18 protein-coding genes are annotated in these 19,824 nt (G+C 62.4%); 3 read left to right on the top strand and 15 right to left on the bottom strand.

The window, feature by feature from the left end; translation table 11 throughout:
- Nucleotides 1–858, bottom strand: a complete 858-nt coding sequence (locus tag NATTI_RS0102880) for an SDR family NAD(P)-dependent oxidoreductase (protein WP_019991590.1) — start codon at nucleotides 856–858, stop codon at nucleotides 1–3.
- Nucleotides 859–1,061: 203 nt separating this feature from the next.
- Between NATTI_RS0102880 and NATTI_RS0102875 the strand changes: the two genes are divergently transcribed.
- The gene (locus NATTI_RS0102875) at nucleotides 1,062–1,778 is read left to right on the top strand and encodes a helix-turn-helix domain-containing protein (RefSeq protein ID WP_006092199.1); all 717 of its coding nucleotides are present in this window, start codon (nucleotides 1,062–1,064) and stop codon (nucleotides 1,776–1,778) included.
- 109 nt (nucleotides 1,779–1,887) lie between these two features.
- On the opposite strand, the gene NATTI_RS0102870 is transcribed toward NATTI_RS0102875, so the two are convergent.
- The 5 genes from NATTI_RS0102870 to NATTI_RS0102850 form a co-directional block, all read right to left on the bottom strand.
- Entirely contained in the window at nucleotides 1,888–2,676 is a 789-nt protein-coding gene (locus NATTI_RS0102870) for an ABC transporter ATP-binding protein (RefSeq protein WP_006092198.1), read from the bottom strand.
- Entirely contained in the window at nucleotides 2,673–3,446 is a 774-nt protein-coding gene (locus NATTI_RS0102865) for an ABC transporter ATP-binding protein (protein WP_006092197.1), read from the bottom strand. Before NATTI_RS0102865 ends, NATTI_RS0102870 begins: the two co-directional genes overlap by 4 nt.
- 1 nt (nucleotide 3,447) lies before the next feature.
- Nucleotides 3,448–4,599, bottom strand: coding sequence for a branched-chain amino acid ABC transporter permease (locus NATTI_RS0102860; protein ID WP_006092196.1), 1,152 nt, complete (start codon nucleotides 4,597–4,599; stop codon nucleotides 3,448–3,450).
- Nucleotides 4,596–5,528: a branched-chain amino acid ABC transporter permease gene (locus NATTI_RS0102855; protein WP_006092195.1), complete on the bottom strand. Its 933-nt coding sequence runs from the start codon at nucleotides 5,526–5,528 to the stop codon at nucleotides 4,596–4,598. Before NATTI_RS0102855 ends, NATTI_RS0102860 begins: the two co-directional genes overlap by 4 nt.
- An 87-nt stretch (nucleotides 5,529–5,615) precedes the next feature.
- Entirely contained in the window at nucleotides 5,616–6,953 is a 1,338-nt protein-coding gene (locus NATTI_RS0102850) for a substrate-binding domain-containing protein (protein WP_027119041.1), read from the bottom strand.
- 354 nt (nucleotides 6,954–7,307) lie between these two features.
- Between NATTI_RS0102850 and NATTI_RS0102840 the strand changes: the two genes are divergently transcribed.
- The gene (locus NATTI_RS0102840) at nucleotides 7,308–7,919 is read left to right on the top strand and encodes a hypothetical protein (RefSeq protein WP_006092193.1); all 612 of its coding nucleotides are present in this window, start codon (nucleotides 7,308–7,310) and stop codon (nucleotides 7,917–7,919) included.
- An 18-nt stretch (nucleotides 7,920–7,937) separates the two neighbouring features.
- Here the strand turns inward: NATTI_RS0102840 and NATTI_RS0102835 are convergent, their stop codons facing one another.
- Entirely contained in the window at nucleotides 7,938–8,837 is a 900-nt protein-coding gene (locus NATTI_RS0102835; protein WP_006092192.1) for a PhzF family phenazine biosynthesis protein, read from the bottom strand.
- 92 nt (nucleotides 8,838–8,929) lie between these two features.
- Nucleotides 8,930–10,363 (bottom strand): phosphomethylpyrimidine synthase ThiC, encoded by a 1,434-nt coding sequence (gene thiC / locus NATTI_RS0102830; RefSeq protein ID WP_006092191.1) that lies wholly within the window; start codon nucleotides 10,361–10,363, stop codon nucleotides 8,930–8,932.
- A 268-nt stretch (nucleotides 10,364–10,631) separates the two neighbouring features.
- Between thiC and NATTI_RS0102825 the strand changes: the two genes are divergently transcribed.
- Nucleotides 10,632–11,330: a phosphoribosyltransferase gene (locus tag NATTI_RS0102825; protein WP_006092190.1), complete on the top strand. Its 699-nt coding sequence runs from the start codon at nucleotides 10,632–10,634 to the stop codon at nucleotides 11,328–11,330.
- Between the two features lie 78 nt (nucleotides 11,331–11,408).
- Here the strand turns inward: NATTI_RS0102825 and NATTI_RS0102820 are convergent, their stop codons facing one another.
- From NATTI_RS0102820 to NATTI_RS0102790, 7 genes are all read right to left on the bottom strand, one after another.
- Nucleotides 11,409–11,600, bottom strand: coding sequence for a hypothetical protein (locus NATTI_RS0102820; protein WP_006092189.1), 192 nt, complete (start codon nucleotides 11,598–11,600; stop codon nucleotides 11,409–11,411).
- Between the two features lie 164 nt (nucleotides 11,601–11,764).
- Complete coding sequence (locus NATTI_RS0102815; RefSeq protein ID WP_006092188.1) at nucleotides 11,765–13,228, bottom strand: MATE family efflux transporter; 1,464 nt, start codon at nucleotides 13,226–13,228, stop codon at nucleotides 11,765–11,767.
- Nucleotides 13,229–13,302: 74 nt separating this feature from the next.
- On the bottom strand, nucleotides 13,303–13,893 hold the full coding sequence (locus tag NATTI_RS0102810; RefSeq protein WP_006092187.1) for a hypothetical protein: 591 nt from the start codon (nucleotides 13,891–13,893) through the stop codon (nucleotides 13,303–13,305).
- Between the two features lie 172 nt (nucleotides 13,894–14,065).
- Nucleotides 14,066–15,187: a segregation and condensation protein A gene (locus NATTI_RS0102805; protein ID WP_006092186.1), complete on the bottom strand. Its 1,122-nt coding sequence runs from the start codon at nucleotides 15,185–15,187 to the stop codon at nucleotides 14,066–14,068.
- Nucleotides 15,180–18,770 (bottom strand): chromosome segregation protein SMC, encoded by a 3,591-nt coding sequence (gene smc / locus NATTI_RS0102800; protein WP_006092185.1) that lies wholly within the window; start codon nucleotides 18,768–18,770, stop codon nucleotides 15,180–15,182. The genes NATTI_RS0102805 and smc overlap by 8 nt, the downstream gene beginning before the upstream one ends.
- A gap of 108 nt (nucleotides 18,771–18,878) precedes the next feature.
- Nucleotides 18,879–19,187, bottom strand: coding sequence for a DUF7518 family protein (locus tag NATTI_RS0102795; protein WP_006092184.1), 309 nt, complete (start codon nucleotides 19,185–19,187; stop codon nucleotides 18,879–18,881).
- Nucleotides 19,188–19,327: 140 nt separating this feature from the next.
- The gene (locus tag NATTI_RS0102790) at nucleotides 19,328–19,636 is read right to left on the bottom strand and encodes a transcription factor S (protein ID WP_006092183.1); all 309 of its coding nucleotides are present in this window, start codon (nucleotides 19,634–19,636) and stop codon (nucleotides 19,328–19,330) included.
- Between the last annotated feature and the right edge of the window lie 188 nt (nucleotides 19,637–19,824).

The following is a 19,824-nucleotide window of genomic DNA, read 5'->3' as shown; positions in this document are numbered from 1 at the left end:
TTACTCGTACGTTAGGGTCATGCCGCCATCAAACAACAGGTCGCCGCCGTCGAGGTGTCGACCGAGATCCGAGAACCCGATCATGTAGAGGTTGGCGACGTCGACCGGTTCCATCATCTCCGTGACGCGGGACTGGCCGAGCATCACGTCTTCGACCACCTCGTCGACGGAAATGCCGCGCTGTTCGGCGGTGTCCGCGAGCTGGTCCGTCACGAGCGGCGTTTTCACGTAGCCGGTACTGATCGAGAACGCACGAATGTCGCCGTCGCCTTCAGCGGCGATCGATTGCGTGAGTCCGCGCAGGCCGAACTTCGAGACGTTGTACCCCACCTTGTCGCTGGTGACGTAGTGGCCGTGAACCGAGCTCATGTTGCCGATACAGCCCCGTCCGTCCTCGGTCTCCCGGAAGTGTGGCATGCAGAGCTTCGAGAGGTAAAGCGGGGCTCGAAGCATGATCTCGTGCATCCGATCGTACATGTCCATCGGGAAGTTCTCGATCGAGTCGATGTGTTGCATCCCCGCGATATTCGCGAGATACTTGAGGTCGCCGTACTCTGCGGCCTCCTCGACGATTCGCTCGAGATCGTCGTCGTCGGTCAGATCCCCAGCGATAGACTCGATCTCGCCCTCGAGACCGAGTTCCTCGCCGCGTTCGATCGTTCCCTGGAGGCCGTCTTCGTCGATGTCCGTCGCGGCGACCGTGAGTCCGTTTCCAGCGGCGGCAAGAGCCGTCGCCCGGCCGATCCCCGATCCGCCGCCCGTTACGAGACAGACGTTTCGACCCGTAAACGCGTCGTCGTCGATCGATTGAATATCGTCTTCCGTCACCGTCGGCGGCGTAACCTGGTCCTGAGACATGTCTTGCACTCGATATACGTTATCTTGGAACACGCTAAAATACGTTTGTTAACATATTCACAGCGGTTTTGTCCGGTGCGTCTCAGTGGTCGGCGGTATCGACCGGCTTCCCGATACTGGCCGATAATATAATGTTTCTGAGAGTATGTCGGCGATTACTGATGATAAATATTAATACCTGGTATGTGACCCAATACCTAGTAATGATCGACCTCGATATCGACATGCGACAGTACGACTGTCCGTTTATCGACACGACTGATGACGTCGATATCGCGTTCTCGGCTATCCAATGGCAACTGGACACCAACGACGAGAAACTTGAGACCAGACTCATCGCAAAGGGGGAGTCGATGGGCGTCCTCGAGAAGGGGCTCCACGAGCTTCAGGAGCATCGGAACATGACGGAGTGTTATATCCTCTCGAAGCGCGATAATATCGCCGAGATCGGGACGAAAATCGAGGTAACAAACGCGATGCGGACGATCCAGCAAAACGGCGGCTACATCACTGGCCCCTTCCAGATCGAGGACGGCCGAGAACGGTGGCACGTCGGCTTCGACGAAGACGACGACGAGGACCGAGCGCTCGCTGAGCTTGAGCGCCACAACGAGTACACCGTCGAGGATCGCGACCAGTTCGGACCGACGATGCTGTTCGATCTCCTCGAGAACTCGGACAGCGCGATGGACCTCCTCGAGGGCTGTCGCTCGCTGACTCCGACGGAACGCGAGACGTTCGAGGTCGCCTCCCGGAACGGCTACTACGAAACGCCGCGCGGAACGACCCTCGACGACCTCGCAGAGCACTTCGAGATTTCGAAAACCGCCGTCTCGATGAACCTTCGGCGAAGCGAACGGAAGATCCTCCAGGCGGCACTAACTGCCCTGGAACAGCTAAACGGCACCGAAGAACGCTAAGATCGGCGGATAACCCATTCTTTCTGGCAGGGAAACCGACAGTGCGATTTCTCGCGTCGCTGATCGGGTTAGTGGCACCGCAAAAATGCGTGATCGCCGTCGCCAGCGGCTACTCGCCGCCGCCCTGCATCAGCATCTGGATCTCGTCGTCTTCCGCGAGTACCTCGGGATCGCCGCTGTCGACGATCTCGCCGCGTTCGATCACGTACATCCGATCGACCATCTCGGGAACGTGACTCGCGTTTGACTCCGCGATTAGCACCGAGATGTCTCGATCGATAATCTCGTGGATGTAGCTTTTGAGGTTCTCGACGACGACCGGCGCCAGCCCCTCGAGCGGTTCGTCGAGGATGAGCAGATCCGGTTTGAGCGCGAGCGCACGGCCGACCGCGGTCATTTTCCCTTGCCCCCCGCTCAAGTTCTGGACTTCGGCGTTGCGCCGGTTATCGAGTTCCGTGAACAAGTCGAAGATGTCTTCAACGGCCGCATCTTCGTCCTCGATTCCCCTGGCCGATCCGGCCGTCCAGATCGGGAGACGGAAGTTCTCCTCGACGGTCATTCCGGTGAAGAGATCGCGATTCTCCGGCTGGTAGCCGATGCCTCGATGCGGGATCAGTTCCGGTCGCAGATCCAGCAGTTCCTCGCCCTTGAACCGGATCGAGCCGTTTGCGACTGGTGTTAGCCCCATGATCGATCGGAACGTCGAGGTCTTTCCCGCGCCGTTGCGGCCGACGAGGGCGACCGCCTCACCCTCCCGGACCTCGAGGTCGAGTCCGTGGGTAACCTCGAACCCTTGGACCGTCGCCGAGAGGTTCGAGACCTCGAGCAGGGGGTCGCCAGTACGAGCAGCGTTGGCGTCGGTGTCCGTGTCGTCGAAATCGGTGTCGGGTTCGCTCATTCGTCCACCCCCAGCAGGACCCGTCGGAGTTCGGAATCGGTCTCGAGCAACTCCGGCTCGCCCTCCCGAAAGACGCTCCCCTCGTGGAGGACGACGAGTCGATCCGCGTACTCCTTGACCAGATCCATGTCGTGTTCGATCGTCACCGTCGTCACGCCCTCTGCCTCGCTGGCCTCGACGATCGTCTCGATGACGTACTCCTTCTCCTGGGTGGCGACGCCCGAGGTCGGTTCGTCAAGCAACAGGTACTGCGGGTCGAGCGCGAACGACATCGCCACGTCGAGCAGTTTCCGATCGCCGTGAGGCAGCGTTTCCGCGACCTCGTGTTCGATGTCCTCCAGCCGAAACTGGACGAGGAGGTCGTCGATCGTCTGCTCGACATCTTCGTGCCCGTCGTCGAGCGATCGCATGCTCAGCGTCCGATCGTAGCGAGACAGCGCCGCGGTGCGAACGTTCTCCCGGACCGTCATCTCCTCGAAGACGTGGACGATCTGGAAGCTCCTGACGAGGCCAGTCTTGACACGGTCCTCGGGTGCCATGTCGGTGATTTCGTCCTCAACGGAGGTGCCGTTCTCCTCGCTGTGGATGACGACCGAGCCCCGGTCGGGCTCCAGCAGCCCCGTCAGCAGGTTGATGAGCGTGGTCTTTCCGGCGCCGTTGGGCCCGACGATGAACACCATCTCGCCCTCGGTCTTCCCGAACTGGAGCGAGACGTCGTCGGTGGCGCGGAGTTCTCCGAATTCTTTCCGTAGGTTGCGTGCTTCGAGCATTTCAGTTCACCCCGAATATGATGATCCGCAGCGTCGTCCTGGCGCGGTCGACTGCTTGTCTGACGGTAGTTCCAGCTCCCCGAACGTCCTCTTGTAGGAGTCCAGGGTCACGACGTCTCGTCGAAAGCCACGTGCCGAAATCCGGGAGCGAGCCGACGATCCCCTTCGGCATGAAGAAGACGATCGCCAGCAAGACGAGTCCGGTTAGCGCGTGGTAGTAGTCGACCCAGAACCGCGCCGTTTCGAGCAGATAGACGAGGAGGATCCCGCCCACGAGCGGCCCGATGAGCGTCGTGAACCCGCCGAGGATCGCCATGAACAGAATCTCCCCCGAGACGAACACGTACAGCACGGGTTCAGGCTGGACGTGGAGCCGGAGCAGGGCGTAGACGCCGCCGGCGAAAGCCCCGTAGAGCCCCGAGATGGTAAAGGAGATCCAGACGTACTTTTCGACCGGGATACCGATGAACCGCGCTCGCGTTCGATCCTGCCCGATCGCGTCGAGTGCCCGTCCGAACGGCGAGTTGATGAGTTTCCACATCGCGAGCAACATGACGAGCATTATGACGATCGCCGTGTAGTAGAGGAAGAGATTGTAGCCGTGCGTCGTCAGTTCGAAACCGTACAGCGTCGGTCTGTCGCCGCCGACCCGGATCGGGAGTCCGTCGTTGTAGTTGAAGTAGCCACTGCGGAAGACGGTCGCGAATATCACCTGGTTGAACGCGAGCGTCAACAGTGCGAAGTAGATGTCCACGTAGCCCGCGACGAAGTAGCCGATGACCAGTGCGACGAATGTCCCGGCAACCACGGCCCCGAGCAATAACAGGAGTCCCTCGGACACGTCGTAGTGTGCGGCCAGTACCGCGACCGCGTACGCACCGGAGCCGAAGAACGCTGCATGCCCGAACGAGACGAGTTCGGTGTGACGCAAGAGCAGGTTCAGCCCAACCGCAGCGAGGCCGAACATGAGCCCTCTGAACAGTCGTTCCCAGTTCAGGCCGACGAGGCCGGCCAGAAACGGGAGTCCCAACAGGGCTACGACCCCGACGAGCGTCAACACGGTCTGCGTGAGCGTCAGGCCGAGTCCCCGCATTAGTGGCACGCGAACGATCGTCTGGCCGTCGCGTTCCTCGACGAATGGGAGAGAACTCATTCGATCTCACCCCACGTGCCGAACAATCCTTCGGGTTTGATTAGCAGGATGATCAGCATGACCGCGAAGGGCGCGGCCAGTTCGATGGCCGGGTACTGCCAGATCGCCCATCGGCTGATGACGCCGACGAGCAGTGCTCCGACGAACGCTCCTTTCAGACTGCCGAGCCCGCCGATGACGATGACAACGAACGACAGTACCAGCGGATCCAGCCCCATCTCGAGGAACGCCGTCCCCGGACCGATGCTGACCATTGCGCCGCCGAAGCCGGCGAAGAACGCGCCCATTGCGAACACCAGCGTGAACGTTCGATCGGTACTCACACCGATCGCCGTCGCCATATCGCGGTTGATCGCGGTCGCACGGACGATCCGTCCGGTCTTCGAGCGATCGAAGAACCAGACGAGCCAGAGGAACACTCCCAAACCGACCAACATCACCATAACGTTGTAACTCGGGTAGCCGAAACCGACCAGTTCCGTCGTGGGAATCTGGTTGAGGGAGCTGTAGACGCCGGGATCGACCGGTGTCGCGCCCCAGCTGACCTTCATCACGTCGACGAGGATCAACAGGAGCGCGTAGGTTAACAGTAACTGATAGACCTCGTCGCGCTCGTAGATCGGCCTGACGAAGACGGACTCGACGACGGCACCGATCGGGAGCAAGATTGCGGCGGCTGCCAGCGCCCCGGCCAAGACTACCAGGCCGAAGATGAGCGCCGAAACCGGACCGGTTGGACTCGCGACGAGCCCGGTTGCGTATCCGACGACGGTGAACGTCAAGAACGCCCCGAGCGCATATAGTTCGCCGTGGGCGAGGTTTAGGATCCCCAGCACGCCGAAGATGATCGTCAATCCCGACGCGATCATGAACAGGATGAACCCGTAGTAGAGCCCGTTTAACGTGTGGGTGATTAACGATTCGACCATCGGTATTACCCACCATATGGCGGGCCATCCTCGATTCGAGTGTAGGGTGTGTTACTCATTGTGGTGAGTTGAATCGGTACGCTCGACTCATTCCCAGCCCTCGATCCACTCCAGTGACACCTGGCCCTGTGGCGGCGACACGTTCTCCGGCGCGTAGACGTTTACGTCCTCGAGGACAGCGACATCCATGTCGTCGTCCCAGGCGAGTTCACCGAAGTGGGCGTTCGAGTAGCCCTGATGGTCTGGACCGATCGTGTGGTAGCCGGCCGGCGTGTAGAAGCCGTGGTTGGTGAGGACTTCAGCGAGTTCGTCCTGCTCGGGCCAACGACCGAGGATTCGGACGGCTTTCTCGGCGGCCGTCGCCCACGCGGTCACTGCCCCGTACCCGCTCATAAAGTGGGCTGTCGGGACCTCGTCGTACTCGTTTACGACCTCGTCGAACAGTTCCTGACCCGGATCCCATCGCTCCATGCTCGGCTGGTCCCAGTAGAAGTTGCGCGACCCCGATCGGATCGGTCCGTCGGTGAGTCCTTCGTCTAGATCGTTCGCGGAGCCGTACAGCACAGGTCCAACCATGAGTTCGATGTTGTCGAACATCCCGGCCCCATGGCCCTGCTCGAGCAGTAGGGTCGCGTCACCGCCCCAGCAACTCGAGAAGAGCACGTCGGGTTCTTCGCTATTGACCTGTTCGATGTGCGTCGACATGTCGTCAGTGCCGAGATCCGGTTCTCCTTCGTAGACGATCTCTGCGTCGGCCAGTTGCTCGATGCTCGCCGCGAAAATCTCCTGTTCGTCGAACCCGAACGCGTAGCCAGGGTTGATACCCGCGGCAGTCTCGATCTCGTCAGCACCGAGCAGTTCGACCGCCTCGACGGCAGCCGCCATCGCTTCCATCACATCGTGGTTCTGGAAGCGGAACGAGTACTGGTTATCCTCCGGCGGGTGGTCCTCCTCGTAGAGGGTCGTTACCGTCCCGTCGGTCGCGACGTTGATAACGCCTTGATCGTTGATTTCCGGGACCATCGCCTCGTGGTTCCCGCTCGAGATCGGCCCGAACGTAACGTCTTTGCCGTCGTTAACGAACTGCTGGTAGTTCTCGAGGGCCTCTTCGCCTTCCTCGATGACGTCCAGTTCGATCTCACGTCCGGCGATACCGTCGTTTTCGTTTATTCGATCGACGGCGACCTCGGCACCCATTTCGGCCTGGACCCCGAGGACCGCTGGTGCACCCTCGAGGAACGTCTGGAGCCCAGCTTCGATCGGTTCGTCCGGTACGTCGGCGTCCTCGAGCGGATCATCATCGTCCTGGAACAGGTCACCACAGCCGGCGAGTGCAACAGCGATCGCTGATCCACCGGCGACTTTCAGCGCGGTTCGTCGGTTCATTCCCCCGGATTTCGTGTCTGCGGTCGGTTCAGATGTCATAATTGAGTGTCATCCTCTCGTGGCCTGCACATCATATACATATTAAACGATAATACTCCTAATAGGAGGTCGTGTACATGTTAACATCAATCAGTATCACCGCCGACGCGACGGACGCTCGAGCAACTGTCCGCTCAGTTCGACAGTTCGAAGACGACCGCCTCGATGACCCTCCGCGCAGCGAACGGTTCTGAAGGCGACGTTGATGGGCTTCCAAAACATCGACGACGGCGAGATACACTGATTATCCCACCGCCGTCGACGCTGTGGCGTTCGAAGCGCTATGGAACGCGACAGTCACCGCCTGACCGTATCAGTCACAGAGATTATGCCGATCTAGTGACTGTCACCGGTATGGATCTCGATCTCAGCCATCCCGTCCGGTGGGCGATTATCTACCGAGCGCTCACGATCGGTTCACTCCTGGTCGGTGTGGGGATCGCCGTCTTCGGTTTTCTCGCCGGCTTTCGAACGGCGATCGTCCTGCTCGTCGCGGAGCCAATGAATCCGGGACCCGCGATCGAGCAGGCGAACCCCTCGATCACGCTGCTGTTCTGTCTGCTCGGAGTCGTCGTCTGGCGGTTCGGCAGGGCCTACGCGCTCTTTTTCACGCTTCCGCGCGCATCCGGCCGAGCCGCTGCACGGCGACTCGGCTCCAAGGGACGTTCGCGCGTGACTCTCAGGAAACTCGACGAGCGACTCGCCGGCATGGAGGCCGAAATCACGGAGATGAGACGGGAGATTCAAGCGCTTGAACGCAGCGAGACGAGCACGCAGTTCGACGAACGCGATCACCTCGAGTCGGACGCTGTCCCCGATGCGTCGAGAGCCGAGCAGAAACGCGATGAATCGACGGGCGACTCGAGCGACCGATCCGCGTCCGATCCGGTTTCGGCACCCCCGTCCTCGAGCGTTGCTCCCGACACGAGTCGTGACGACGGTTCCGAACGCGAGGAGGGAGAGTAGTCAGACCACGCGACCGATTCAGGCCTCGAGAATCTCGTCCTCGTCGTCCTCGGGGACGACCAGCGAGCCGTCCAGAACGGTCACGCCGCGGCCGCCGACCTGTACGGCGCTTCCGACGCGAGCCCGAACCAGCCCCGGGCGGTCGACGTAGTGGCCCTGCTCGAGGCGGAGTTCGTCGGGGAAGTCGTCGTCGAACGCGCCGAATCGGTCGAGATACGCACTGACGGAGCCGCTCGCGGTTCCGGTGACCGGGTCCTCCGGCACGCCGGCTCCCGGTGCAAACATTCGGCCGTGGAGCGTCGACTCGCGGTCGAGCGCGTCAAACGTAAAGAGGTAGACGCCGGTGGCGTCGACCTCTTCGGTGAGCTCTTCGATCGCGTGCATATCGGGATCGGCGCTCCCGAGATCCGAGAGGTAGGTAATAGGGACGATCAGGAAGGGGAGTCCAGTCGAGGACACCGCGAGCGGAATGTCGTCGCTCGCACCCTCGAGGGCCGCCTGACCGACGCCGAGCGCGTCGGCGACGCGGTCGTAGCCGACATCGACCTCACGGATCTGCGGAGTGTCCTGTGTCATCCAGACCGCGCCGTCTGACTCGAGTTCGATCTCGAGTTCGCCGACGTTCGTCTCGAGGGTGTACGTCCCGGCCTCGAGCCCCTCATCGCGGAGGTGGGCGAAGCTGCCGATCGTCGCGTGCCCGCAGAGGTCGACCTCCTGAGTGGGGGTGAAGTACCGAATGCGATAGTCGGCGGTCTCGCTCGAGCGAAGGAACGCCGTCTCGCTGACGGCCATCTCGGCGGCGATCTGTTGCATCTGGTCGTCGGAGAGTCCGTCGGCCTCGGGGACGACGCCGGCCGGGTTCCCGGCCAGCGGCTCGTCCGTGAAGGCGTCGACCTGTACGATTCGAATCGAGTCCATACCACCTCCGTGGGACGAACGACGTATCAATCTGCTGTCCTCGGTATCGTCGTGATCGTCGGCTCCGGACGGCACAGTACGTCGACCGGTCCTCAGTCGTCGCCGACCTGTTCGAGGGAATGGTTGTCGTCCCCGACTGTCGGCAGATCACTCGATTCGTGCGTTCCGACCGGCGGACGGTTCACCTCGGCTGCGGGGGAGGTCTCGAGATCGGTGGTCGACTCGAGTCGCTCCATTTCCCCGCCCTCCCGTACGTCCTGATCGATCCGCATCGAACAGAACTCCACGCCGCACATCGAGCAGAAGCGGGCCTCCTTGTAGTTGTCCTCGGGGAGCGTCTGGTCGTGGTAGTTGCGGGCGCGGTCGGGATCGAGCGCGAGGCCGAACTGCTCGCGCCACTCGAAATTGTAACGGGCCTCCGAGAGCGCGTCGTCCCAGTCGCGCGCGCCGGGTCGTTCGTTCGCCACGTCGCCGGAGTGGGCGGCGATCCGGTACGCCGCGAGGCCATCGCGAACGTCTTCCTCGTCGGGGAGCCCGAGGTGCTCTTTCGGCGTGACGTAACACAGCATCGACGCGCCGGCCTCGGCCGCCATCGCGGCCCCGATGGCGCTCGTGATGTGGTCGTAGCCCGGCGCGATATCCGTCACGAGCGGCCCGAGGACGTAGAACGGCGCGCCGTCACAGACCTCCTGCTGGCGCTCGACGTTCTCGGCGACTCTGTGCATCGGGACGTGGCCCGGCCCTTCGACCATCACCTGCACGTCGTGCTCCCAGGCACGACGGGTCAGTTCGCCCAGCGTATCCAGTTCGGCGTACTGGGCCTCGTCGCAGGCGTCGGCCAGACAGCCGGGCCGGAGACTGTCGCCCAAACTAAAGGTGACGTCGTGTTCGGCGAAGATCTCGCAGATCTCGTCGTACACCTGAAACAGCGGGTTCTGTTCGCCATGCGTCTCCATCCACGAGGCCATGATCGAGCCGCCCCGGGAGACGATTCCCGTTTTGCGACCGTCGGTTAGGGGCAGATGCTCCGCCAGAATACCGGCGTGGATCGTCATGTAGTCGACGCCCTGCTCGGCCTGTTTCTCGATGACCTCGAGGAGCAACTCCGTCGTGATCTCTTCTGGACCCCCCGCTTGCTTCACCGCCTCGTAGAGCGGCACCGTGCCGATCGGCACCGGCGAGTGTTCGACGTGTGTCTCGCGGATCTCGTCGAGATCGCTGCCGGTCCCGAGATCCATCACCGTATCCGCGCCGTAGTGGACCGCGGTGTGGAGCTTTCGCAACTCCTCCTCGAGGTCGCTCGTCGTCTCGCTGTTGCCGATGTTCGCGTTGACTTTCGTCGCGAACTCACGACCGATAATCATCGGATCGACCGTGTCGTGATTGACGTTCGCCGGAATCACCGCCTGTCCCTCGGCGACCTGCTTTCGAACGAACTCCGGTTCGCGGTTCTCGCGTTCGGCTACCCGTTTCATCGCGTCCGTAACCGTCCCCTCGCGGGCGGCTTCGATCTGTGTCCGTGCCATCAATAACTAGGTTGTACAACCAAATTATATAGTGGTTGTGTTACTCGAGAGGAGACCGAAGTCACGGTCAGTAGACGTCGCCAAAAGGAGGCTGGTGATCAGTTCAGCATCGATAGCGGTTTCGGACGGCAATTCACATCGCGCTACGGATCGCGGCGAACTACGTCTGCCGTGTACTGACAGTAATCGGGTCTGACACGCACAGAGCGCGGCGGGTTTCAGCCCACTTATGGGCGTCGCCATCCTGGCACCGAGTAGGTGCCATCAGATGTCCGATCTACCGGACGATTTCGACTGTACGATCACTACCTGGGAGTACATCTACGGCCTCTGTCGCGATGTCAGCGACGAGGTTCGCGACGACGCGTTCGAACCCGACGTCGTCGTCGCGCTCGCCCGTGGGGGCTGGTTTGCGGGCCGGTGTCTCTGTGATTTCCTCGGACTGGACGACCTGACGAGCCTGAAGATGGAACACTACGTCGGAACCGCCGAGAAGAGCGGCGAACCGACCGTTCGCTACCCCATGCCGGAGGGCAGCGTCGAAGGGAAGGACGTCCTCATCATCGACGATATCGCCGACACCGGCGGCTCCATCGAACGGGCCTACGAGTACGTCACCGACCGCGACGCCGGCGAGGTTCGAACGGCGACGCTCCAGTTGCTCGGAACCAGCGAGTACCAACCCGACTACGTTGGCGAACACCTAGACGAGTGGACCTGGATCGTCTACCCCTGGAACTTCATCGAGGATATGGTCGATCTCGTCTCGAGCGTGATGGATCAGGCCGACCAGGAGTCGTTTACGCAGGAAGAGATCCGGCACTATCTCGCCGAGTTCCACGGCATCGACCGGATCGAAATGGAGATCGCTCAGCCGGACCGGATTCCGGAAGTACTGAACGAGATGGAACGGCGGAACGTCCTCGAGTCCGCCGGCCCGGGCGAGTGGCTGCTTGCAGACGACTGAACGGCCGGTCACTGCCGGCTGGCGGGCTGTCGCCGCATTGATCGCGATTCATGGACGTCGCTCGAAACCGAACCGCGCTTACGACGACCCGAGCGAGGGCGGGACCTCGAAGGCGACGACCTCATGGTGGGTCTCCCGGCGGTGATCGGTGCCGATTACCGTCGCACGCTCGCGCCCGTCGACCGCGTGTTCGAACGAACAGCCCTCGCACGTCACTAGGAACTGCTTCGGTCCGTCGTCCCCGTCGGTTGACTCCCTGTTCGTGAGCATACGCTCTCGTACACCGCCACACTGCTTGAGGGATTTTCCAAACAGATTAGGGTTGAACGAAAACCAGTAGGTGTTCGCGATTGAGAGGTGGATCCATCGAATCGGTTCTTGCTATCGGTTTCGACACCGTTTCGAACGGACAGATACCGAGTCCGACGCGTTCGTTACTCGGCGACAGATTCGGCCTCGCTCGAGTCGGGCGCTCCTGTCGTCGAATCCGACCCTTCGTCGCCTTCCTCGTCGAGCAGCGACTCCTTCCACGTGCCGCGCGTGAACCACGCGACGGCGGCGGTCGCACCGACGACATCGCCGATGACAACGCCCGTCCAGATCCCCGTCGTCCCCCAACCGGCGACGAAGATGAGGTAGTAGGTGACTGGGACGCGGACGATCCACAGGCCGATCACGGCGAACGCCAGCGCCGTCTTCGTGTTGCCCGCGCCACGGAACGCGCCCTGAATCACTTGCATGACGCCCATGAAGACGAACGCGAACGCGGCGAACTGGAGGTAGGTGACGCCGTAGTCGAGCGTCTCGGCTCGCCCCGCCTCCTCGGCCGTGAGGAACACCGCGACGAACGGCTCCGGGAAGAGGAAGGCGAGTGCGCCGGCGACGAACATGATCCCGGCGACCACGCCCGAGGCGATCCACGTCGCCTTCTCGGCACGACCGGCCTTGCCAGCACCCAGGTTCTGGCCGACGATCGAGTCCGTCGCCTGTCCCACCCCCATGGCTGGTAGGAACGCAAGCGAGATCAGCCGGTTACCCAACCCGTAGGCCGCGACGACCGCCGGCGGGAAGGTGACGACCATCGCGGTCATACCGACCAGCGCCAGCGCCGTCATCGACTGCTCGAGCGCCGTCGGGACGCCCAGCCGGGTGATCTCGGAGACGTACTCGAGGCGCGGGCGGAGGTGGCCGAACTCGATGTCGGGACCGACGTCCGTGTAGTACAGCAGGTAGAACCCGATCAGCGTTGCGATCCCTCTGGAAATGACGGTCGCGACGGCGGCGCCGGCGATCTCGAGGCGGGGAAGCGGGCCGACGCCGAAGATGAGCAGCGGGTCGATCACGAGGTTGATGACGACGCTGATGAACATCACCCGCATCGGCGCGCGGGTGTTGCCGTAGCCCCGCATGAGCGCGGCGAAGACGAAGAAGCCGAAGACGAAGGGCACCCCCAGGAAGAAGATCTGGAGGTAGTCGGCCGCCAGCGGGAGGATCGCCTCTTGGGTGTCGCTGTCGGCCGGGAGGATATCGAGCATCGGCTGGGTGGCGAAGTAGCCGATCATGCCGAGGACGACCGCGACGATCGAGATGAACGAGATCGTCTGGCCGGCGATCAGGCCGCCCTTTCCGCTGTCGGCACCCGTGTGCTGGGCGATCAGGATCGCGCCGGCCGTCGTGAACCCGGCACCGACCGCGATCACCAGAAAGAGCAGCGGAAAGGCGAGGCTCACCGCGCCCACGGCGTCGGGCGAGAGCGCGCCGAGCCAGAAGGTGTCGCCGACGTTGTAGGCGACCTGCAGGAGCTGGATGACCACGAGCGGCCACGCCAACTTGAACATCGGCCGGACAAGCGATCCCTCCGTGAGATTGCTCTCGTCCGGCGACTCGCCGGAGGACATACTACCTGCCTATCGCTCGACTTACTTGTTTTCTCGTGAGGTGTGATATCGACAACCACTATCGTACACACACACTAATACGAGTCGCCGTCGTCGAAGGCCCGCTCGACCTCGAGTGCCGTCCGCTCATCGTGGAGAGCGACGCGGCGGACGATCTCAGTTCCGGGTGTGTCACCGGGTTGCTGGCTGTATGCGGTATCACCGATCGGATCTGCCCTTTCTTTCCCTTTCCTCGAGTCCATCGACCCGTCCGCTCTGTCGACGGTCGATCCGGGCGCCGACTCGCGCGTCTCCCGCGATTCGGAGCCGCTCGCCCCATGCGGACCGACGTCGAGACAATCCGGACAAAAATCGTTGTGCCCCCAGGCGAGCGTATGAATCGGCACGCCGAGAACGACGAACTGGCGCGCGTAGCGGCGGTGCGTTCCGTCCTCGATCACCGCCTCACAGCGAACGCATCGGCGACGATCCGATTCGAACCCGTCGTCTTCGAATCGGTATTCGATTCCGAACGTGTGGGCAGGATACAGTGGCAGTCCCCGGAGCGTCCAGAGGACGAACAGCGTCCCGAAAAAGCACCCCATCGAGAGCCAGGCTGCGGTACTCGAGTCGACGACGAAGAGCGGACCGACGAGCGATCCCGCGAGGACCCCGACCGGGAGCACTCGCCGCAGGAGCGCGAACGTCTCGACGCGGACGCGAAACGCCGCGTCATCCGGCCGCCATCAGTTGGCCTGGACATCGGTCCGACGTTCGAACAGTGCTCGGTAAACGTTTGTGGCAGTTTCGCACTCGGTCGGTCCGTACCTGTGTGATCTGTGCCGTCTTCGTCCCCAATCAATCCGCAATCGCTTCGCTCGCTTCCGTCTCGACCGTTGCATCCTGGACCCAGAGGTCGCCGAACAGTTCGTCCTGCTCGAGGCGCACCCGGCCCCGGTGGGCGAGAAAGAGCAGCGCCAGGTAGGTCATCACGCGCGTACCACCGATACCATCGATTTCGGCGTACAGCACCTCCTCGCGGCCCTGCTCGTACTGGGACTCGAGTTCCGACTCGACATCGTCGATGACGGCCTCGATGTCCTCCTCGTGGGTCGTGTGCGTGACGTCGTCGCTCGTCGGCTCGTCGTCCACCCGGAAGTCGTCGCCCGAGTGGTAGTTCAGCTCCTGCATTCCGCGGTCGTAGCCCTTCGGCGAGTCGCTCGTGTCGTAGGTTCGGGACTCCTTCCACCAGGTTCCACGTTCGGCCCCGCGCAGTTCCCGCACCAGTTCGTCGAGCGTTTCGGGCTTCCCGCGGGCCTGTTTGCGCTCGAGGCGGCGTTCCATCTCCGCCTCGAGGCCCTCGACGGGGTCAAAGCCGGGCGGCCCGCCATCGGCGTCGGGGTCGCCGCCGTCCATCGGCCCTTCGTCCGCGAAGGGCGCTTCCCACGGTGGGAGTTCGTCCTCTTCGGGTTCGTCCGGCGCGAACAGTTCGTCGCTTTTCATCCGCAGGAGGACGCTCGCGTAGAACAGCGCCCGACCCGAGGTGCGCAGGTCGGCGTCGTCGAGCGCCTCGAGGAACTTGTCCGTCACCGCGACGATATCGATATCCCACGGGTCGATCTCGCCGTCCTTGGCGAGTTGGACCAGCAGTTCGACGGGCTCGACTTCGTCGTCAGAATCCGCACCGGATTCGTCTTCACCGCTCGCGGAGATTTCGCCGTCTTCGGAGAACTCGAGAACTGATTCGCCGGCGTCCGGCGCTCGGTGACCGGTGCTCGAGTTCGATGTTTGGTCCGACGGATCACCCGGCGGCTCCCGATCCTCGTGACCCGCGATGTTCAGCGGGATATCGTCCTTCCCGCCGTCCGTATAGAACTCGTTCTCGGGCCGGTCGCCTCGCTCACGGTTCGCTTCGCTCTCCGTTCGCGTATTCGAGGCCCCCTTCGTCGCCTTCGGCTCCTCGGGGCCCTCGTTAGTCACTCGCTGGCACCTCCTCGCCATCACCTGCGCCGTCGTCGCTCAGATCGATGCCGGTCACCGCGCTGACGTTGTCCTGTTGCATCGTGACACCGATCGCTCGCTCGGAGCGATCGAGCATCGCGCTGCGGTGAGAGACCACGACGAACTGGGCCTTCTCGGAGAGTTCGTCGACCATCTCGCCGATCCGGTCGGCGTTGACCGCATCGAGGAAGGCGTCGACCTCGTCTAACGCGTAGAACGGGGCCGGGTTGTGCCGTTGGATGGCGAAAATAAAGGCGAGGGCCGTCAGCGACTTCTCCCCCCCGGACATCGCGTCGAGTCGCTGGATCGGCTTGTCGCCCGGCTGGGCCTTCATCGTCAGCCCGCCGTCGAACGGATCGGCCTCGTCCTCTAAGTGCAACGTCCCGGTTCCCTCCGAGAGCTTCTCGAAGATTTCGGTGAACTGGGCGGCGATCTCGTCGTAGGAGTCCATGAACGTCCGCTTCTTCTGAGTCTCGTACTGCTCGATCCGGTCGCGGATTCCTTCGGCCTCCTCGACCAGCGTCGCCCGCGCGTCCTCGAGTTCCTCGAGATCGCTCCGGACGTCGTCGTACTCGTCGATCGCCAGCATGTTCACCGGCTCCATCGCCTCCATGTCCGCGGTGAGATACTCGATCATCTCGAGGACCGTCTCGTGGTCCGGCACGTCCTCGGGGTCGTACTCCCCGACCTCGCTCTCGAGGCTCTCGATCTCCCACTCGAGGTCGCCGACGGTGTTGCGGGTGTCCTCGAGTTTGCTTTCGACGGCGTTGACGCGGTCCTGTTGCTGGTCGCGGTTCGTCCGGGCCTCGGAAAGCTCCTCCTTGAGGTCGCCGCGCTCGTCTTTCAACTCGGCGAGTTCGTCTTCTAAGTCCGCGACGGCCTCGTGTTTGTCCTCGAGTGTCTCGCGTTTCCCCTCGATCTTTGTCTCGTACTCCTCGATCCGGTCTTCGTGCTCCGCTTTGCGGTTCTGTGCCGTCTCAATGTCGTCGTGGAGGTCCTCGATGGCGTCCTCGGCGTACTCCTTCTCTAAGCTCAGCTCGTTGAGTTTGCTGTCGATGTCCGAGATGCGGTCCTCGCGTTCGTCGATCTCGGCCTCTAACTCTTCGATCTGTTCCGTGAGTTCCGGAATCTTCGAGTCCGCGAGTTCGGTCTCGAGTTCGTCGATATCCGCCTCGATTGCCTCGACTGCGGCGGTCTTCTCCTCGATCTCGCCCGAGATTTCGGTCATCCGCTCGTCGACTGACTCGCGTTCGTCCTCGAGATCGGCGAGGTCGTCCTCGAGCGTCTCGATTTCGTCCTCGACGGACTCACGTTTGTCCGCGAGGCTCTCGAGGCTGCTCTCGATCGAGCGCACCTCGTCGGCCGCGTCGGTCTTGCGGTCGCGGGCGTTATCGAGCCGTTCCTCAACGTCGCGTAGCTCATCACGCAACTCCTCCCGTTCCTCCTGTAATTCCGTGATCTGTTTCGCGACGCGCTCGAGTTGGCCCTCGCCGCCGCCGGTGAAGGAGTAGCGCGAACCGCCGCCGGAACCGCCGGTCATCGCGCCGCTTTTCTCGACTAAGTCGCCGTCGAGGGTGACCATCCGGTAGTCGCCCATATAGGAGCGAGCGGTCTCTAAGTCCTCCACGACCAACGTGTCGCCGAGTACGTAGGAGAAGACGCCGCTGTACTGCCCATCGAACTCGACCAGGTTGTACGCGAAGTCGACGACGCCGGGATCGCTCGGCGCGTTGGGCAGTCGACGCTGGTTCATGTCCGTCATCGGCAGGAACGTCGCCCGGCCCGCGTTGCGCGACTTGAGGTGGTCGATACACTGCTGGCCGATGATGTCGTCGTCGACCACCACATTCGCGAGCCGACCGCCCGCCGCAGTCTCGCAGGCCACGGCGTACTCGCCGGCGACGTTGCCCAACTGGGCGACCGCACCGTGGACGCCGTTGATCCCCGCGTTGAGGATCGTCGTCACCGCGCGACCGAACGAGGAGTCACCGCTTTCGCCCGCGTTGGCCTCGAGTTCGGCGTACTCCTGTTGTTTCGCCTGAATATCGTCGTCGACGTCGTCGACATCCGACTGGAGGCGTCGCTTCTCCCCCTTGAGGTCGTCGACGACGCCCGCGATGTTCGCGCGGTTTTTCTCGGCCTTCTCGAGCTCTCGCTCGAGCTCCGAGCGCTTGCTCTCGATCTCGGGAATCTCTTCACGGCGCTGCTCGATCGTCTCCTCTTTCTCGCTGATCTCGTTCGACCGTCGCCGGGCTTCGTCCAGCAGCCGATCCTGCTCGCGCTGGAGGTCGTTCTTGCTCGTTTTGGCTTCCTCGAGATCGTCCTTTCGCTCGGCGAGATCCGCCTTGAGCTCGTCGAACTCGGTGTCGACGGCGTCGATCTCGGCCTCGAGCTCGTCGCGTTCTGCCTCCCGTTCCTGAATCTCGCTTGTGATCGAGGCCTTCTCGAGTTTGTGCTCGCGCATCTCGCCGTCGAGCTCCTCGATCGTCTCCTGTTTGCGGTCGATCTGGACGAACGCCTCGCGACGGTTGGATTCAGCCTCTTCGATCGCCTCCTCGCTGGCTTCGATCTTGTCCTCGAGTCGCGAGATCTCGCCTTTGATCTCCTCGATCTCGCTTTTGATTCGGAGCTGTTCGTCCTCACCCTTGCGCTCGATTTCGGCGTTTAAGTCCTCGAGATCTTCCTGGAGGCGAAGCACCGTTCCTTCGCGTTCGTCGAGTTCGCGCTGGAGCTCTTCTAAGTCCTCGGCGAGTCCCTCGGCCTTCGACTGGGCTGACTCGAGATCCGCACGCTTCTCCTCGAGTTCGCTGGCCTTCTTGTACCCCTCGTACTCCTCCTTCTCGCGGCGGAGCCGACGGTATCGCAACGCCTCCCGGCGTTCGTCCTCGAGCTGGGCGAGTCGGTCTCGCTTCTCCTCGATGCGCAACTCGGCCTCGTCGATGCGCTCCTCGACGACCTCGAGTTCACCGAACGCGTCCTCCTTTTTCGCGTCGAACTCGGCGACGCCCGCGATCTCGTCGATGATTTCCCGGCGTGCGTGGGGCGTCATGTTGATGATCTCGGTCACGTCACCCTGCATGACGACGTTGTAGCCCTCCGGCGTGACGCCGGCCTGTGCGAGCAGGTCCTGAATGTCAGAGAGATTGACAGAGCGGTCGTTGAGGTAGTAGTAGGAGTAGTAGTTGTCCTCGGTCTCTTTGACCCGCCGGCGGATGCGAATCTCGTCGACGTCGCCGACGTCGTCGCTACCGGCGGCGTTGACGACCTGCGTCCGCTCGAGGGTGTGATCGGAGTTGTCTAAAATCACTTCGACGGTCGCCTCGCGGGGGCCGCCGGAGTCGTTGCCGTCCTCGTGACCGGGGTTGTAAATGAGGTCGGTCAGTTTCTCCGCGCGGATCCCGCGCGTGCGGGCCAGTCCGAGCGCGAAGAGGACGGCGTCGATGATGTTCGATTTCCCGGAACCGTTCGGTCCCGTGACGACCGTAAAGTCCTCGTAAAAGGGGATCTTCGTCTTTCGGCCGAAGCTCTTGAAATTGTCCAGAACGAGTGCCTTGATATACATTCTCTTCTCGAGCCCTCCGTCTCCCGGGGATCGTGGCGGCTGTCGTCGCGGGGTCGGCTGCCGTCGATACCGCCGACGGTCGACCGCGGCCGCGCCGTCACCACGCAGTTATGCGACAATAATGTCGTCGCTACCTGAGTCTTCCGCTTCGTCCTGAGCCGTCGTCTCCTCGCCGTCGGCATCGGCTGCGGCCTCTGCGACCTCGTCCGGTGCGGCTTCCTGTGTCACTTCGTCTTCCGACTCCACTTCCTCGCCACCGCGCCGGTCTGGCACGCGCGTCGGCGACTCGGTGTCGAGTTCGGCCTCGAGCACGCGAATGCGTTCCTTGGATTCGATAAGTTCGTCCGTCAGCCCGTCTACCGTCGACTCGAGTTCCGCAACCGTCGACTCGAGTTTCTCGACGCGATTTTTCGACATATCTCCTAGGGGTCCGTCCGGCCACATAAACGTACGTCAGACAAAATTAATTCGTCTGGTACATTCTGTCTGAGTGACGGTCGGAGCGCCGTCCGGTCGACGCTACCGTTGTGGACGGGCGGTGAGAACGGGTGAGTCGGTTAGTTGTCGTCTTCGCGCCACTTGTGTTCACACTCCGAACAGATGAAAAAGCGCGTCTCGCTCTCGTCGGCCGACCGGATCTGTTGCATGTACCAGTAGGCCCGGTCGTGACCGCACTCGGGACAGAGCGCGTCGGTCTCCGGCAGGGAGGTCTCGCCGGAGGACTCGATAATCTCGCTCGCCTCCTGATCGTCCGTCACGATGTACTCGTCCGCGTCACCTTTCGGCTTCGTAAAGCCACAGCTGCCACACTCCCAGCGCCCGTCGTCGGCTTTCATCATCGAACCGCATTCGTCGCAAAATTCCATCAGTGTCCGGGCTACGTCGGCCGAGAGACTTAAGCGACCCGTTTGGAGCCACCGGCGGAGGCGGGGCGAACACGTTCGCACTCGCAGTTGTGAACGCGAGCGAGCGAACTCACTCTGGCACTCGAGTGTCGACCCCCGTGGGAGCCGATCTCAGAACGCAGGACGATGTTCCGATTTTTATATACCCG

The sequence above is a fragment of the Natronorubrum tibetense GA33 genome (assembly GCF_000383975.1).
GTDB classification, from domain to species: domain Archaea; phylum Halobacteriota; class Halobacteria; order Halobacteriales; family Natrialbaceae; genus Natronorubrum; species Natronorubrum tibetense.
The sequence above is the reverse complement of the archived record's forward strand: the minus strand, read 5'-3'. Positions and strand labels throughout refer to the sequence as shown.